The sequence below is a fragment of the Bacillus glycinifermentans genome (assembly GCF_001042475.2).
GTDB lineage: Bacteria > Bacillota > Bacilli > Bacillales > Bacillaceae > Bacillus > Bacillus glycinifermentans.
In genome coordinates, this window is sequence record NZ_LECW02000001.1 from 283,748 (window position 1) to 300,841 (window position 17,094).

Below are 17,094 nucleotides of genomic sequence, written 5' to 3' on the forward strand. Positions count from 1 at the left end.
GCTCAGTCTTTCATTATCCTATTCAAAACAATGTAGATTAGAAAGGCGAAACCTGTGGCTGAAAGAAAATTAAAGCAAAGTATAAATATCTTTCCTCTAAAACCAAGTGATGGAATCACTAAAGCTGAAGCAGTAATGCCAAATAAAAAAATAAGATAAACTATAAGAATAACCTTATTCCTTCGCTTTATTAGGAATTTAGACAAAAGTTACACCTCATCAGCGTCTGAAGGTTTTTTTCGTTTTTTATTTAGTTTTTTTTGCATCATGATTTCTTCATCATTGATAAAACCTTCAAATAATACCTCTTCAATCATGTTATGATTGAAAAATAGATTGAATTCTTCGGTAATATTTCCTTCAGGGTATGGTACTGAAACGTAATCAAAATTTTTTTTGCTTGAAGATTGAATTTGATCGCGGCCGTACACCATTACGGCTTTTTTAATGTTTTTTAGTTTGACAATGCTGCCAATTGGCAGCCACTTATATTCTCGCTTAACTTGAGTCATCTAATAAGCTCCTAACGTTGTCGTTTTTTCTTAGCTAGATGAGGATGTTTTTTAAGTAATACTTTTTTTCTGTAGATATGCAGACATAAAGGTATCACTAAGAAAAAGAAAGATATTTGTAATACACAATCCATGAAAATTTTAATTGGCATATGCTCTTGAGTTGTTAGTACAGTTAAAATTATTAGCATACATAACCAAGCAAATGGTCCCAACAATGAAGCAACAATGATTGCTGAATTTATTCGTTTTGCAAAAAAATCAGTATCATTCGTCATCTTGACTCTCCTATTCTTCCTCTAATTTAGCCCCAAACTTGAATGATAAACCGACGCCATCTGCCGCATAGATTTCATTTTCCAAACCGACACTGCCCCCAACCCCTACACTTCCTATAGAAACACCTAAACCAACATAGGGATCTATATCAATGTTGAACCATTCTTTTAACGGTTCATAACCAAACCAATTTAAAGGATTTACGGTTATCTCAGCCTCAGCAACACTTGCTTCGCCTCCTATGGAAGCAGTGTATTCGGAAATGTTTGCATTTGCCTGCGCATGACCAAATTTGGCTTCAAAAGAAACTGGGGATTTTTCATGTCCAATTTCTGCGTCTATTATATCACCTTCTATTTTTAAACCGACTGTTTCTCCAGCTAAAATATATTTTGGTGTATCTTGAAGTTTGGGGATTGCGGTGGTGAACTTCGCATCTATTGCTTTAAAGGAAGTAGGCTTTTCGGACATCCCTTTGTCTCTAAATGCTTTATTTGTGTCGAATAAGCTTAACTCGCCTTTAATTGTTAATCCCCCATCTACTTTTACAGATCCATACACATTACCTGCTCCATAGAATCCTAAAAGACCGCTCTTATCATATGTATATTCAATTTTTTCATTTTTCTTTTTTAAACTGCTTTTAACTTCTTTTTCATCTTCAGAAGATGTTTGATCACTGTTTTTTATGATCTTTTCCAGCATTCGTTGCATTGGGCTATCGTCAATCCCATCTATTGTTGAACTGTCGCCCGTTTTACTCTTTTGTGCCAATACCGACCCGCTCTGATACTCCTGTATCTCAATCCTCGGCCCCGTATACATCTTCTCCAGCTGCTCGACATACTGCATCATCGTGTCCAAATCCTGCCTCGCCGCTTCCAGCGCTTTCGTCTGTTCGCGGTCAAAGGTGTGGAGTTTTTCGAGCGTGTCGCTGATTTGTCTTTGGGCTTTTTTGGCGTTTTCGTTGACGGCGGTGTCATCTAAGGTGGGGAGGCTGACGATGTGGCTGACGGTGGCGGCTGTCATATTTGCTTTTGCCGTCAGTCTGGCTGTCAGCGATTCGGCCTGGCTGACGCCGTCATGGAGTTCGTTTTCGAGAAAGCTCTGTGAGATGAATCCGTCTTGGTTGGGTTCCAGGGAGTGAAGGGCGCTTTTCGTCTTTTCTAAAATTCCTTTATAGTCTGAGATAAAAGATTCATAAAAAAGAAGAAAAGTCGTGTGGCACTCTTCATAGAAGGAACGGATCGCTTCGCCGCCTGCGCCTTTTAAAGCGTCGTCGAGAGAGGCGATGCTTTTGACGCTTTGTTTGACTTTTGAAATGTCGTCTTTCTGATTTTTCAATTCGGAGAGCGTTTGGTCAAGGCTGTTTTGAAAGCCCTGAACATCTAACATTTTCAATGCGATTCCCTTCCTTCTACTTCGTTTTGATGGATGATGCCAGCTTTTTATCTGTATCCTTCATCGTCTCTACGGCTGATTCGGTTTGGGCGATTTGTTTTGAGAGCGCTGAAGCGTAGGCTGCTGTCAGCTTTTTCAAGTCTTTGTTCATGTCTTCGATTTTGTCGGCGACATCGAGCTTATTTTGGCCTTTAATGTCCGTCGGAACACTTGGCTTGATCGCGTGTGCCGAATGCTTCAGCTTTGAGAGTGCTTGTTTGACTTCACCAGTTTTGACTTTGATTTCTTGGCTCATGTTTTCAGACTCCTTTAGTGATGAGCTTTTTTCTCTTCTTTTTCCAGCTTTTCAATCTTTTTATGAAGCGAGCTGATGTCTTTGCCGAGCGAGTCGATTTCGTTGCTTAATGATTTGATGCGCTCGTGTAATTTTTTAAACAGATCATCAAATTGCTTCCCGCAAATATCGTCATAGGCTGATTTCATATCGTTTCTGACGTTTTTAAAAGAGTCGGCAAGACTGCCCTGCCACGTCGTTGAAGAAAGTCCGGGCTTTTTTATGCTGCTTTTCGAATCGTTGAATTCCTCTCTTACGCCTGTCAGTTCGGTTTCGCAATTTTTCAGCTGTACCAGCTCTTCTTTTTTGATGTTAAGAGTGCCTTGCATGGTAAATAGCTTCGTTTTTTCCCAGATGATCATGATCTGCCACCTCCTAATGACTTGATTCAAATGGCATATTGGTATTTATTCAAAAAAGGACCTTTTTAATGTTACTACATGGTATAAATAAGTTGAATAGGAAAAATGAACCGTTACCATAACCCTGAAAGTCGCGTGGTATATGGAAAAGCTGAAACATTCAGCGATCTGCACTCTATCAACCAACAGATAGACCTAAAGAACTAGTTCTTCGGTTATGATATTTATTTACTTTTTCGAGAAATTTAAGGTTATGTTAAGAAAAAAATGGGCGAACAAGGTTTTTCATCCGAAATGTCAAATAGTTTAGGTGTTTCATATACACAAAGAGGAAAAGGGGACAAAGACTTCTCCAACGTCTGTATCAGAAGCTATAGAAAATATAATGCTGAAATCGAACCGTTTGAAACCGCTGTCTTGTTTCCTGTATCAACAGGGGGATGAAGATGAAAAAGCTGCTGATGGTATATGCGGTCTTGCTTTGTTTGTTGTTTGTTTATGTCTATAATTATTCCCGCGGCGAAAAAGCCGCTTCAAATGAAGGAGGCGGGCCTTTAACAGGGAGTCTGTCGGAAAAGTTTGTGATGGTGACGTTTCAATCCGGGATTGAATATTGGAAAAGCGGTTTGAAAGGCTTTGAAGATGCTGCACAGCTTTTCAATGTGTCTGTCGAATATCGAGGTGCGGCTCATTATGATGCCCATGAACAAATGACCGTGCTGGAGCAGGTTATCGCCAAAAAACCGGCGGGGATCGCGGTTTCGGCGATTGATCCGAAGGCACTCGATTCCGTTATCAACAAAGCGCACGAACAGGGGATTCCAATCGTTCTTTTTGATTCAGACGCGCCCGGGAGCAACGCTTCGACATACATCGGCACGAATAACAGGGACGCCGGCGCCGCGGCCGCCCATAAAATGGCAAAGCTTTTGAACGGAAAAGGGGAGACGGCCGTGATCACTCAGCCTCATCAATACAATCATCAGGAAAGGACGAAGGGCTTTAAAAAAACGATCGAACAGAGCTATCCGGAGATGAAGGTTGCTGCGGTTCTCGACGGAAAAGGGGATGAACTCGCTTCGAAAAAACAGGCTGAAGCATTATTGAAGAAAAATCCGCACATCAAGGGGATTTTCACGACTGAAGCGAATGGCGCCAGCGGGGTGGCACAGGCTGTGAAAGCCGCCGGATTGACAGAAAAAATCAGTATCATCGGCTTTGATAAAGACAAAAAAACGCTGGACGGCATCAAAGATGGATCGATTGCCGCAACCCTCGGCCAGGACACGTGGCAGATGGGCTACTGGTCGCTTCATATGCTGTTCCTTTCGAGCCGCCATTTCCCGCCTGATATGAAAACCGCACGTCCGCTTCCGTCGTCGATCGATACGGGCATTACGATGATCACAAAGGAAAATGTAGAAGCCTACTATGCGAATGATTAAGCTTGTGATCAACAATGCGCCGATCCGCTATAAGCTGATCAGCCTTTTGCTTTTGATCAGCATGCTGCCGTCGATCGGTCTTGGCATTCTGTCGGGGTGGGCGGTTGAAAGCACCATCGAAAAACAGGTGATCGACCATACGCTGCAATTAATCGGCGAAGTGAATAAGACGACAGAGGTCTATGTCAGCCACATGCAGAACCTGACATATTTGATTTCGACGAATGACGAAATGGAAGCGTTTTTTCGTCATCAAAAAGAAGACGGTGAAGCTGATTATAAGAGGCGGACGTTTTTGCAGGGGCTGACCTCTTTATACTCTGAAGCGGCGGGCATTCTCGTTGTCAATGACAGAGGGGACATGATCAGCAATGAGATGTATGAACGGACAAAGACCGATTTGACGGAGGAGCCGTGGTATCGGGAGGCCGTGAAGAATGAAGGGATTTTCAAGATGATCGGTAAGCCCGTTAACCGGAATATCAGAAGCCATGTCGGCTACGGGGAAGACGAAGTCGTCACAGCCGTCAGAGCCGTGATCGATCCGGAGACGCAGCGTGTCAAAGGCGTCATTTTAATCGATCTGAAGCTGAGGGTGCTTGCTGAAGCGACGAAAAATATCCGTTTGGGTAAAACGGGTTATTTGCTGATTATGGATGAAAACGGCGGCAATATTTATTCACCGGAATCTTCGCAGTTGTTTTTGCCGAAGGAGTGGTTTCAAAAGAAAAGCTCAGGGAACTTTACGAAGCGGATCAAAGGAGAGGAGTACCAGTTTATTTATGAGACTTCCGGTTTTACGAACTGGACGACGATCGGCGTCTTTAAAACGGGTGAACCGGTCTTCGAAGTGAAGGAAATCCACTTATACGTGATGCTGTTTTTATTTACGGCGGCGTTTTTGGGAATGACGGCTTCCTATTATTTGTCCCATTCGATGTCAAAGCCGATTTTGAAGCTGAATTCTTTTATGCAAAAAGCAGAAGGCGGAGACTTTTCGACGCTTTACGAAGAGGACAGGCAGGATGAAATCGGCCTTTTGGGAAGAAGCTTCAACAGCTTGATGCTCAGGATCAAAGAGCTGATTTCATTAACCGAAAAACAGGAGCGGCAAAAACGGGAGGCCGAATTAAGAGTTTTGCAGGCGCAAATCAACCCCCATTTTCTCTATAACACCTTGGATACGATCAACTGGATGGCGAGAAAAAAAGGAGCGCATGAAGTGACAGACTTGGTGCAGGCTTTATCAAAGCTGTTTCGCATATCGTTAAGCAAGGGCCGGGACATCATTCCTTTATCAGACGAATTCGCCCATGTTGAAAACTATTTGAAAATCCAAAAAGCAAGATACCGGGATAAGCTGAATTATTCGATTGTCCCGCCTGCAATAGAGGGTGAGCGCTTTATCCTCAAGCTCGTCCTACAGCCCATTGTGGAAAACGCGATTTATCACGGCATTAAAGAAAAGAAGGGGCCGGGGCATATCAGCATCAAAGGAGAAGAAGCAGACGGCTGTCTGATCATACGCGTTGAAGATGACGGAGCCGGAATGGATGCGTCTGCATTAGAGCGTATTTCCAGGCAGTTAAAAATGAGGGAAAGCACGGAAGGCTACGGAATGATCAATGTTCATGAACGGATTCTCCTTACCTTTGGGGAGCCGTACGGTTTAACGGTCGAAAGCCAAAAAGGAGCGGGAACCTCTGTTACGATCCGGCTGCCGATTTTAAAAGGGAGTGAATGCACTTGAGTGAAGAATGGCGCGTACTGATTGCCGATGATGAGCCTTGGATCAGGGAGGGGATACGCGATGCCGTTTCATGGGAGCGATACCGCATGGAGGTGGCGGCAGAGGCGGAAAATGGAGAGGAAGCTTTTGAGCTCGCCCTTAAACATTCGATCGATTTATTGATCGTCGACTTGAACATGCCGATCGTAAACGGTTTGACGCTGATGAAGAAGCTTCGTCAGGCGCTGCCGCTGTGCCGGTTTGTCATCGTGACGGGCTATGATCAGTTTTCATACGCCCAGGAGGCGATTCGCTTACAGGTCGATGATTATTTGCTTAAGCCCGTGGAACCGGGCCAGCTTGACCAGGTGCTTCGGAATATCAGCAGCTCGCTTGCCGCTGAAAAAAAGAAGCAGCGCGACCAATTGCATATTCAAAAAAACCTCAGCCTTCTGAAAGAGCATGTCTTTCAACATTGGGTAAGAGGGCAGATTCGCGAAGAGGAAGTCTGCGCACAGCTCGAAAGCCTCCGGCTTCCGCCGCGGATACCGGACATGCTCGGCGTCGTCAGCACCGGAAATGTATCGATCGAGCCGGATCACGTGAAACAACAAGCCGAACGTTTTTTCAAGGAAGAGCCTGAAGCAGCCGTTGTTTTCGGAGACGGTCATCTTGTAGGAGTTTGTTTATGGCGCGTCATGACGGAAAAAGAACAAAGGGCGTTTGAGGAGATGATGAAGGGCGGGTTACATGCCGGTGTTTCCTCCTGCTTCATCAACCTTGCAGAAATGGAGCAAACCGTACCTGAAGCGTATCAATTTTGCAGGGAAAAGGCCGCACGGTCCTTCAATGGATCACCGGTTGTAGCCCGCGCCAAGGAATATATGCAAAAGCATTTTGCTGAAAGGGATTTTTCCTTAATGCAGACGGCAGATGCCCTGCAAGTCTCGGCCGTCTATTTGAGCCGGATGATGAAGCGCGAGCTCGGGATGACGTTTGTGCAGCTGCTGACGGAGATGCGCATGCAAAAAGCGGTTCACCTTTTGAAAACGACGTCATTGCCGATTCATGATATCGCAGAGCAAACCGGCTATGATACGCAGCACTATTTCAGCACCATTTTTAAAAAAACGATCGGGGTAACGCCGAACCAGTACCGCCGTATGTCGGGAATTGAACAAACGGGTAGAAAATTGTAATGTAAGCGCTTTAAAAAAAGTCTGATTTTTATAAAAATAGTTAATTAATTCAAAAGACGGATATCGCCGGGAAATGGTACAGTTGGCTTGATTCACGATGGGAGAAATGAAAAGGGGGATATGAAGCGTGAAGAAATGCTGGCTGTTGACTGCATTGCTGTTGCTTTGTCTAACGGTTGCCGCCTGCTCGGGCAATCAGGCGAGCGGAGGGAAAGAGAAAGGCTATGTCGGAATTTCGATGCCGACGAAATCTTCTGAACGCTGGGTGTATGACGGGAAGTACATGGTGAAAGAGTTTGAAAAGCTTGGGTATAAAACGGATCTTCAATATGCGGAAGACGTGGTCGAAAACCAGGTATCACAAATTGAAAACATGATCACGAAAGGCGTCAATGTCCTCGTGATCGCTTCGATTGACGGGGAAGCGCTGACAGACGTCCTCGAAAAAGCGAGCAAACAGGATATCAAAGTCATTTCTTACGACAGACTTCTCATGAACAGCGAGCATGTCGACTACTATGCGACATTTGACAATCACAAGGTCGGCGAGCTTCAAGGGAAATATATCGAAGAAAAGCTCGGCTTAAAAGACGGAAAAGGCACGTTTAACATTGAACTATTCGCCGGATCGCCCGACGATAATAATGCGCACTTTTTCTTTGACGGTGCCATGTCTGTTTTGAAGCCTTATATCGATTCCGGGAAGCTGAAGGTCTTAAGCGGCCAGACCTCGTTTGAGCAAGGAGCAACATTAAGGTGGGACGGCGCGACCGCCCAAGCGCGGATGGACAATCTGCTGAGCGCCCATTATACGAAGGCGAAGCTGGATGCAGTGCTTTCGCCGTATGACGGGATCAGCATCGGCATCATTTCATCGTTAAAGGGAGCCGGCTGCGGAACGGATAAAAAGCCGCTGCCGGTCATCACCGGACAGGATGCAGAGCTTGCTTCGGTCAATTCGATCATGAAAGGCGAGCAGACGTCAACGATCTTTAAAGATACGAGAGAGCTGGCGAAAAAAGCCGTCGAGATGACGACATCGGTCTTAAAGGGCGAAAAAGCCGAGGTCAATGATGCAAAGACGTATGACAACGGAAAAAAAGTCGTCCCGTCTTATTTGCTTGAGCCTGTCGTCGTCGATAAAGAGAACTACAAAAAGGTTTTGGTAGAAAGCGGTTACTATAAAGAATCGGAATTAGGGAAGTGACGTCATGCCGGATGTCATTTTGGAGATGAGAGGCATCACAAAAGAGTTTCCGGGCGTCAAAGCGCTTAAAAGTGTAAACCTGTGCGTCAAATCGGGCGAAATCCATGCGCTGTGCGGGGAAAACGGTGCCGGAAAATCGACGCTGATGAAGGTGTTAAGCGGCGTATATCCTTACGGAACGTACACGGGTGATATTTTATACAAAGGGGAAGTCTGCCGGTTTAAGAATATTAAGCAAAGCGAGGAAGCGGGAATCGTTATCATTCACCAGGAGCTTGCGCTGATCCCCGAGCTTTCCATTGCGGAAAATCTGTTTTTAGGAAATGAACAGGCAAAAAGAGGCGTCATCAACTGGCGGAAAACAAAGCAGGAAACGCTCGAATTGATGAAAAAGGTCGGCCTTCACGAATCGCCCGACACGCTGATTTCGCAAATCGGTGTCGGAAAACAGCAATTGGTGGAAATTGCGAAAGCGCTCGCTAAAAAGGTGCAGCTGTTGATTCTGGATGAGCCGACTGCCGCTTTGAACGAGTCTGACAGCGAAAATTTACTCCAGCTTTTATTGGAGCTGAAACGGCAGGGGATTTCCTCGATTATGATTTCCCATAAATTAAATGAGATTACGAAGGTAGCGGATTCGATAACCGTGCTCAGGGACGGTCAGACGATTGAAACCCTTGACGTGAAAAGCGGGGAATTGACGGAAAACCGGATCATTAAGGGTATGGTCGGACGTGAACTGCAAAACCGCTATCCCGGTAGAAACGCACGTATCGGTCAGGTCATATTTGAAGTAAAAGACTGGACCGTCCATCATCCTCTCAGGCAGGAGCGGAAAGTCGTCAAGAACGCCAATCTGTCCGTCAGAAAAGGCGAGATTGCAGGAATCGCCGGATTGATGGGGGCAGGCAGAACAGAGCTTGCGATGAGCATCTTCGGCCGTTCTTACGGGAAAAACATTTCCGGCACGCTCACAAAAGACGGCCGGGAATTGAACATCAAAAATACCGGGGACGCCATCAAAAACGGCATCGTTTATGTGACCGAAGACCGCAAAGGAAACGGCCTGATTTTAATGAACAGCATTAAAGAAAACATCACCCTGGCAAAACTGGAAAAAGTGTCGCGCCGCATGGTGTTGGATGAGCGGAAAGAAAAACATGAAGCAGAAGACTTCCGCAAAAAATTAAACATCAAAACGCCGTACGTGTATCAGCAAACGGGAAATTTAAGCGGGGGAAATCAGCAGAAGGTCATGCTGAGCAAATGGATCTTTGCAGAGCCCGATATTTTAATCCTTGATGAACCGACACGTGGGATTGATGTCGGCGCCAAATACGAAATCTATGCGATCATCAATCAGCTGGCCGAAGAAGGAAAAGCGGTGATCATCATTTCATCCGAACTTCCCGAACTGCTCGGAATGTGCGACCGGATCTATACGATGTGCGAAGGTGCGATCACTGCGGAATTTGCCAAAGAAGATGCCGACCAGGAGCGGCTGATGAAATACATGACCATCCGAACGGAGAAAGGGGGAGAGGCGTATGCAGACACCGGTGCAAACCGATAAAGACCGGGCGCAGCCCGGATACATTCAGCTGCTGGCCGACATGTATAAACAGAATATCAGGAAATACAGCATGGTGATTGCGCTCGTATTGATCATGCTGCTCTTTCAAATTTTGACGGACGGGATATTGCTCAGGCCGTTGAATATTACCAATCTCGTGTTGCAAAACAGCTATATTCTCATTTTGGCGATCGGCATGATGCTCGTCATCATCACAGGACATATCGATTTATCGGTCGGTTCGGTCGCCGCATTTGTCGGCGCCGTATCCGCGATGATGATCATCCAGAATGACATGCCGCTTTCTGCCGCCGTCGTGCTGTCGCTTTTATTGGGAGCCGCGATCGGCGCCTGGCAGGGCTTTTGGATCGCTTATGTGAAGATCCCGGCATTTATCGTCACGCTCGCGGGGATGCTCCTGTTCAGGGGGCTGACGATGATCGTCCTTGAAGGCAAGTCGATCGCGCCGTTCCCCATTTCCTTTCAAAGGATGGCCTCCGGTTTTATCCCGGACTGGCTGAACGGAGGCATGCTTCATCTGACGACAATCGTAATCGGGATCGGGGTATCTGTGTTTTATCTTATATATCAGCTTCAGCAAAGAAAGATGCAGAAAACATATCAATTCGATATTCAGGGAAAAGGGCTGTTTGCCGTCAAAGTATTGTTTATCATCGCGATCATCAATCTGTTTACTTACATTCTCGCAACCTATGAAGGCATTCCGCTCATTTTGATCACGCTGTTTGTTCTGATAGCGGGCTATACCTTTGTCATGAAAAAAACGGTCGTCGGACGGAGAATCTATGCGATCGGCGGGAACGAAAAAGCGGCCGAGCTGTCCGGAATCAAAACGAAACGGCTGACGTTCCTCGTCTTTGTCAACATGGGAGTCTTGGCCGCGCTTTCGGGGCTGATCTTTGCAGCGCGCTTAAATGCGGCAACGCCGAAAGCGGGGAACCTGTTTGAGCTTGATGCCATCGCGGCCTGCTTCATCGGCGGCGCCTCAGCCTACGGCGGAATCGGCACGATCGGCGGGGCGATTATCGGCGGCCTCGTCATGGGCGTCATGAACAACGGCATGTCCCTGCTCGGCCTCGGCATCGACTGGCAGCAGGCTATTAAAGGGCTCGTTCTTCTCGTTGCCGTCGCTTTTGATATATACAATAAAAATAAAGTTTCTTAATGAAGTCCATCTGCTTTCGTTTTAATTGCAAAAGTAAAAACCTGTTTTTGATAAGGCAAAAACAGGTTTTTGTTATGATCAGTTTTGCTTGATGGACTGTGTTTGATTTTCCGGTATCCGGCTCACCTTTTGCGGTTCGGGCAGCAAGATGTTCAAAATGCTTGCTCCCGCCAAAATCACGATCGACAAGTAGAAGGACGGATTGTAGCTGCCTGTCTGGCTGTACCATACACCGGGCAGATAAGCCCCGAGCGCCGAACCGATTTGATGGCTGAGAAACAGCCAGCCGAGAATAAAGCCGACAGAATACTGTCTGAAATACTGCGTGGCGAGCATTTGCGTCGGCGCGACAGTCGCAAAGTCGACCAGGCCGAACAAAACCGCGAACACAAGAAGGAGCAGCGGCTGATGGCTTGTCAGCAGAATGACAAGGGACAGCGCCCTCACGGCGTATAGAAAACAGAGGATTTTTCGGCTGCTCCAGCGGTCTGCGACGACTCCGGATATTAAAATGCCGATGATGTTAAATCCGGCCAGAAGGCTGACGGCGGCACTGGTTACTTCGGTTGAAAAGCCATGATCATGCGAAAAAGGGATCAGGTGCGTATCCATTAATCCGGTTGTCGTAAACCCGCAAATGAAAAACGGCAAAATCAGAAACCAAAATTTTTTGTTTAAAAAGACGGCCCGGTACGGAACTTTTTTCGCCTTGCCGGATGGTTCATCTTTCGTTTCTTCCGCATTGGCGCCGCCGATCGGCAGCAGTTTTTTTTCTGCGGGGTCGTTTCGTAAAAACAATAAAACGATCGGAAACACGATCAGGATTAAAAAGATTCCAAGGACGATGACGGTCACCTTCCAGTTGAACCAGTGAATCAGCATCAAAGACCCCGGCACGAGAAGCATCTGCCCCGCGCCGAACCCCGCTTCCATAATCCCGAATGCAAGTCCGCGCTTCTCATTGAACCAATTGGTCACAATAACGGTTGAAGCGACATTTGACGCTCCTCCGACTCCCAGCGAAGCGATGATCCCGTACAAAATAAACAGCTGCCAAGGGGTGGTGACGAGATATGTAAAAAAGATGCTCAAGCCTACAAGGAGCGTGCTGAAGGATAAAATGATCCTCGGGCCGAACTTGTCGACCAGCCTGCCGATCAAAGGCTGTGAGGCCCCATAGACGATAAAGCTCAGCATGGAAATAAGCGAAATGGTGCCCCTGTCCAGCGAAAATTCTTCCTCCCAGGGCTGAATAAAGGCGCCGAAAGAAAGGCGGACTCCCTGAACGGCCAACAGCGTCAAAAATGTCACAAATACGATAATCCAAGCGTAGTGTAATTTTCGTTTCATAGCTCCTCCCATTTCATCAGGCTAGTTCAATGTCCCAGCGTTCTTCTTGAAGGCGCTGCCCCCATAACGGCGCCTCATCCTTGACCTCAGTCAGTCTGAATCCGAATTTTTCATAAAGAGGGCGTGCTTCAGCCATTGAGCTGACAGTCCAAAGAAAAATCCGTTCAAATTTCATTTCTCTGCAATAATCCATGAGCGCTCTGAGCAGGCTGCTGCCGATTCCCCTGCCCCGAAAAGCGGAATCGACCAGAAACCATCTGAGCTGCACGGTGCGGTCATCGTGTTTGACGAGCCCGACGCATCCCGCGAACCTCCCGGCGCTCTCAGCGATCCAAATCTTTTCGATGTCGGCGTCAAACGTCTCATGAAGGTAGTTCAAAAATGTATGGTCCCACCCGTGCGCCTCTTTATAAAATAGCCGCTGTTTTTCAATGATCATCTTGATATCGTCTGAAATATAGTAGTCTCTTATCGAAACGGCAGATACTTTAGGCAAGAGCTGCTCCGACAATATGCATTCGATCGTCTCCATCGCGGCAGCCAGTTTTCCTTGGCTTTTAGCGTCTACACGTTCCAGCATATATTCAATTTGCTGGTTTGCTTTTGCCTCGAGCTTTTTATAAATGGTTTCGCCGAACCCGGTTAAATACAGGTAATGGTTGCGGCTGTCTTCTTCGCTTTTTTCCTTATAGAGCATGTTTTCCTTTTCAAACCGTTTGATGATTCTGCTCACATATCCGCGGTCAAGGCCGAGCGTATCCTGAAGGATCTTGGCCGTGCAATGGCTCGTATTTTTGATCTCAAATAATATCCGAGTTTCCGTTAAAGAAAACGGGCTGTCATAAATATGTTCGTTCAGAAAACCGAGCACATTGGTGTAAAATCGATTGAACTTTCTGAATTCTAAAGTAATGGAATGGTCGACTTCCGTCATATGAAAACCTCTCTCTCGTTAAATCGTTGCTTTAGTCAATTATAATAGAATAGTTGATTTAGTCAAGTATATGCCGGACCGGAATTTGTTTATGATAACAATTATAGAATATATTTTACAAATATTCCATAAAATCCAGATCGGCAGGCAGGAAAGAGGCGGGAAAGAATCGTATATAATCTAACAAACGGACGATCCCGCAATACACGAACCTTTATATTGAAATCGTTTAACGTAACGAGACGCCGCTGTCATCACGTTCTATGAAAATGAAGACGAAAGGATGAAATGCGGATGGTTACATCATTTCCCCCGATCAGCCCGAAAGTTCCCCGATTGTTGCATGGAGCCGATTATAACCCGGATCAGTGGCTCAATTACCCGGACGTATTAAAAGAGGATATCCGCTTAATGAAGCTGTCCCGCTGCAATGTGATGTCTGTCGGGATTTTTTCCTGGGTTTCCCTTGAACCTGAAGAAGGACGGTTTACGTTTGACTGGCTTGACCGCGTGTTGGATGCTTTCAAGGACAACGGCATATATGCGTTTTTGGCCACGCCGAGCGGCGCCAAACCGGCATGGATGTCCAAAAAGTATCCGGAAGTCCTCAGAACGGAGGCGGACAGGGTGCGGAGCCTTCATGGAAAGCGGCATACCCATTGCTACACCTCGCCTGTTTATCGGCGAAAAACGGCGGTGATCAATGGCAAGCTTGCCGAACGGTACGCACATCACCCGGCTGTGATCGGCTGGCATATTTCCAATGAATACAGCGGAGAATGCCACTGTGATCTGTGCCAGGCCAAATTCAGGGAATGGCTGCTGGCAAAATACAAAACGCTCGATCGGCTGAACCATGCATGGTGGACGGGATTTTGGAGCCATACCTACACGGACTGGGACGAGATTGAATCGCCGGCTCCCCACGGCGAAGACGCCGTTCACGGCCTGAATTTGGACTGGAAGCGCTTTGTCACCGATCAGACGGTGGATTTTTGCCGCCACGAAATCGCCCATGTCCGCTCCTTTCATCCTGAACTGCCCGTCACGACGAATTTCATGGGAACATTCCCGGGCCTGAACTATTGGAAGTTCACCGATCTGCTTGACGTCATTTCATGGGACTCCTATCCGGCGTGGCACAACAATAAGCAGACAGACAGCGAGCTGGGGGCGGATATCGCTTTCGTCCATGACATCAACCGTTCCTTAAAAGGCGGCAAGCCGTTCATGCTGATGGAAAGCACGCCGAGCATGACAAACTGGCACGACGTCAGCAGGCTGAAGCGGCCGGGTATGCATGAGCTGTCCTCATTGCAGGCGGTCGCCCACGGCTCTGATACCGTCCAATATTTTCAATGGAGAAAAAGCCGCGGATCGAGCGAGAAGCTCCACGGTGCCGTCGTCGATCATGAGGGCTCTGAGCATACGCGCGTATTTCAGGATGTGAAAAAGCTCGGTGAAAAACTGGACAAGCTTGATGAAATTGCCGGTACGACGGCGGAACCGGAAGTTGCGCTTATTTTTGACTGGGAAAACCGCTGGGCCCTCGAAGACGCCCAAGGTCCGCGCAATATCGGTCTTCACTATGAACGGACGGTTAAATCGTTTTATCAACCGTTTTGGCAGGAGGGGGTTCCGGTCGATGTCATTCATATGGACGGTGATTTTTCGAAATATAAACTGGTGATCGCACCGATGCTCTACATGCTGAAACAGGATACGGCCGAACGGATCGAGCGGTTTGTTCAAGAAGGCGGCACCTTTGTTGCGACATACTGGTCGGGAATTGTCGATGAAAACGACCTGGCTTTCCTTGGAGGTTTTCCCGGCGGCCTGAGAAAGACGCTTGGCATCCGGTCTGAAGAAATCGATGCCCTTCACGACGGACAGAAGAACGCGATCGTCATGGACGCCGATAATCGGCTCGGGCTCAGCGGACGATATGAGGCGGCTGAGCTTTGCGACTTGATTCATCTGGAAGGCGCCGAAGCGCTCGCCTTTTACGAAGAAGATTTTTACGCGGGCCGACCGGCTCTGACGGTCAATCTGTATGGAGCGGGGAAAGCCTACTATATCGCATCGAGAAATGAAGCGTCTTTTCAAAAGGATTTCGTTTCAAAGCTCATCGAAGAAACCGGAATCGCCAAAGTGCTCGATACGGATCTTCCGGACGGGGTGACGGCTCAGATGCGTACAGACGGCAAGCATGACTATATTTTTCTCTTGAACTTTACAGAGGAAAACGAAAACGTTGCCCTCCCGGATGAGGTGTATACAGATGTGCTGAAAGGAACCCGCAAGAAGGGAACCGTTAAATTGCCGCCATACGGAACAGTCATTTTGCGCCGGAGACATCGTGCGGAATAAAAAAATTCCGGAGAACCATTCTCCGGATTTTTTTCCATTTATTCTGCACGGTTTTTCAGGCTGCGCGGATTGACCTGATCTTTCAGAGCTGGTAAAGAATCCAAGGCTGCCCCGATCTTTTCCCAAGAGACGATTTTGAAGTTTTGGTTCCTTAAAGCGCCGTTTTCGGTATTTTCGCCGTCTTGGGCAACAAAGATTCCGTACGGGTATTTCTTGCCAAGCCCGAAGCCGAGGACGTCGATTCCATCCGTATCGCTTGTCCCGTCAATGGTTTTGCCGTCTGCGATTGAAAACGTGCCGATATATTTGTGATCTCCCTGCCGGTCGTAGATGGCGTATCTGTTATCGCCCTGGCTTGATGCGAGCAAATATCCCGTACCGTCTGCCCCGTAATAAATGGTCAGCCCTTCAATATCGGCGGTCAGATGCCTTCCGTCAGCCTGATCGATGATCTTTCCGTGTTCGCCGCCGTTCGGCTCGGCGCTGAATGCCCAAATCGCGACATCCTCCTCTGCGATGTACATGTTGCCGTATTCGTCATCTGCTGCAAGTCCTTCTGTTTGCGAGCTCATTTGAAATGCCCGCACCTTTTTGCCTTCGACTTGTCCTTTTCCGTTGTCTGACAGCTCGTACTGTTCAAATTCGCCGTCCTTTCCCGTCACCATCGCATAGAACTTTCCGGTTTTCTGGCTGTGGTATAAGCTGAATCCGTAGACTTCATTAATGGCCGTTTTAATCGGCTTTTTCGGATTGACGATCGATGTTAACCCGGCTTTAGTGCCGTTGAGCGCGTATATTTCGATCGTGTTTTTTCCGGCTGATCTGTTGGATGCTCCGACAATATCGACCGTCCTGTCTCCCAGCGGGAAATTGTAGCGAAGGTCAACATTGTTTAATTGACCGAATGGATAGGAGGCAAGCTGCTTTCCCTCAAGGTCATACACGTTTAAGCCGGATTGTTTATTCGTAGTGATCAGCCTGCTTTTATCAGGATGTTTTGGATCAACCCAGATAGCCGGATCATCTGCGGCGTCATCGGCGTTGTTCACCGGCTCCGTTTCCATATCGGCAGTCACCGTGAAGCCTTTTACGGCGGCTGCCTTTGTTTGAGGAAGCCCGCTCAATGGAGAAACGAAAATACCTGCTGCAAGAATTGATGCAGCGGCCGTTTTGCAAAGATTATGTTTCATATAACACCTTCCTTGTATTGGAA

Annotated in this window: 15 protein-coding genes; 7 read left to right on the top strand and 8 right to left on the bottom strand. The window is 47.2% G+C overall.

Annotated features, from left to right (window positions below):
* Nucleotides 1-209: 209 nt before the first annotated feature.
* The 5 genes from AB447_RS01315 to AB447_RS01335 are packed head-to-tail and all read right to left on the bottom strand — an operon-like array spanning nucleotide 210 to nucleotide 2,885.
* On the bottom strand, nucleotides 210-512 hold the full coding sequence (locus AB447_RS01315; protein WP_057957399.1) for a DUF4176 domain-containing protein: 303 nt from the start codon (nucleotides 510-512) through the stop codon (nucleotides 210-212).
* Between the two features lie 11 nt (nucleotides 513-523).
* The gene (locus AB447_RS01320; RefSeq protein WP_046133062.1) at nucleotides 524-790 is read right to left on the bottom strand and encodes a hypothetical protein; all 267 of its coding nucleotides are present in this window, start codon (nucleotides 788-790) and stop codon (nucleotides 524-526) included.
* Nucleotides 791-800: 10 nt separating this feature from the next.
* The gene (locus AB447_RS26575) at nucleotides 801-2,186 is read right to left on the bottom strand and encodes a ribonuclease YeeF family protein (protein WP_232517736.1); all 1,386 of its coding nucleotides are present in this window, start codon (nucleotides 2,184-2,186) and stop codon (nucleotides 801-803) included.
* A gap of 22 nt (nucleotides 2,187-2,208) precedes the next feature.
* Nucleotides 2,209-2,487 (bottom strand): YwqI/YxiC family protein, encoded by a 279-nt coding sequence (locus tag AB447_RS01330; RefSeq protein WP_048355422.1) that lies wholly within the window; start codon nucleotides 2,485-2,487, stop codon nucleotides 2,209-2,211.
* A 14-nt stretch (nucleotides 2,488-2,501) separates the two neighbouring features.
* Entirely contained in the window at nucleotides 2,502-2,885 is a 384-nt protein-coding gene (locus tag AB447_RS01335; RefSeq protein WP_048355446.1) for a YwqH-like family protein, read from the bottom strand.
* Nucleotides 2,886-3,334: 449 nt separating this feature from the next.
* Between AB447_RS01335 and AB447_RS01340 the strand changes: the two genes are divergently transcribed.
* From AB447_RS01340 to mmsB, 6 genes are all read left to right on the top strand, one after another.
* Entirely contained in the window at nucleotides 3,335-4,333 is a 999-nt protein-coding gene (locus tag AB447_RS01340; protein ID WP_057957400.1) for a substrate-binding domain-containing protein, read from the top strand.
* Nucleotides 4,320-6,083, top strand: coding sequence for a cache domain-containing sensor histidine kinase (locus AB447_RS01345; protein ID WP_048355421.1), 1,764 nt, complete (start codon nucleotides 4,320-4,322; stop codon nucleotides 6,081-6,083). Before AB447_RS01340 ends, AB447_RS01345 begins: the two co-directional genes overlap by 14 nt.
* Nucleotides 6,074-7,261: a response regulator transcription factor gene (locus tag AB447_RS01350; RefSeq protein WP_232517624.1), complete on the top strand. Its 1,188-nt coding sequence runs from the start codon at nucleotides 6,074-6,076 to the stop codon at nucleotides 7,259-7,261. The genes AB447_RS01345 and AB447_RS01350 overlap by 10 nt, the downstream gene beginning before the upstream one ends.
* Before the next feature lie 127 nt (nucleotides 7,262-7,388).
* Nucleotides 7,389-8,468, top strand: coding sequence for a multiple monosaccharide ABC transporter substrate-binding protein (gene chvE, locus AB447_RS01355; protein WP_048355419.1), 1,080 nt, complete (start codon nucleotides 7,389-7,391; stop codon nucleotides 8,466-8,468).
* Between the two features lie 4 nt (nucleotides 8,469-8,472).
* Nucleotides 8,473-10,041, top strand: a complete 1,569-nt coding sequence (mmsA, locus tag AB447_RS01360) for a multiple monosaccharide ABC transporter ATP-binding protein (RefSeq protein ID WP_048355418.1) — start codon at nucleotides 8,473-8,475, stop codon at nucleotides 10,039-10,041.
* Nucleotides 10,016-11,227, top strand: a complete 1,212-nt coding sequence (mmsB, locus tag AB447_RS01365) for a multiple monosaccharide ABC transporter permease (protein ID WP_057957401.1) — start codon at nucleotides 10,016-10,018, stop codon at nucleotides 11,225-11,227. The genes mmsA and mmsB overlap by 26 nt, the downstream gene beginning before the upstream one ends.
* A 78-nt stretch (nucleotides 11,228-11,305) precedes the next feature.
* Here the strand turns inward: mmsB and AB447_RS01370 are convergent, their stop codons facing one another.
* Together AB447_RS01370 and AB447_RS01375 are read right to left on the bottom strand one after the other, a co-directional pair.
* The gene (locus tag AB447_RS01370) at nucleotides 11,306-12,577 is read right to left on the bottom strand and encodes an MFS transporter (protein ID WP_057957402.1); all 1,272 of its coding nucleotides are present in this window, start codon (nucleotides 12,575-12,577) and stop codon (nucleotides 11,306-11,308) included.
* 16 nt (nucleotides 12,578-12,593) lie between these two features.
* Entirely contained in the window at nucleotides 12,594-13,511 is a 918-nt protein-coding gene (locus AB447_RS01375; protein ID WP_048355417.1) for a bifunctional helix-turn-helix transcriptional regulator/GNAT family N-acetyltransferase, read from the bottom strand.
* A 294-nt stretch (nucleotides 13,512-13,805) separates the two neighbouring features.
* On the opposite strand from AB447_RS01375, the gene AB447_RS01380 reads away from it, so the two are divergent.
* Complete coding sequence (locus AB447_RS01380) at nucleotides 13,806-15,881, top strand: beta-galactosidase (RefSeq protein ID WP_048355416.1); 2,076 nt, start codon at nucleotides 13,806-13,808, stop codon at nucleotides 15,879-15,881.
* A 38-nt stretch (nucleotides 15,882-15,919) separates the two neighbouring features.
* Here the strand turns inward: AB447_RS01380 and AB447_RS01385 are convergent, their stop codons facing one another.
* Nucleotides 15,920-17,071: a phytase gene (locus tag AB447_RS01385; protein WP_048355415.1), complete on the bottom strand. Its 1,152-nt coding sequence runs from the start codon at nucleotides 17,069-17,071 to the stop codon at nucleotides 15,920-15,922.
* Nucleotides 17,072-17,094 lie beyond the last annotated feature (23 nt).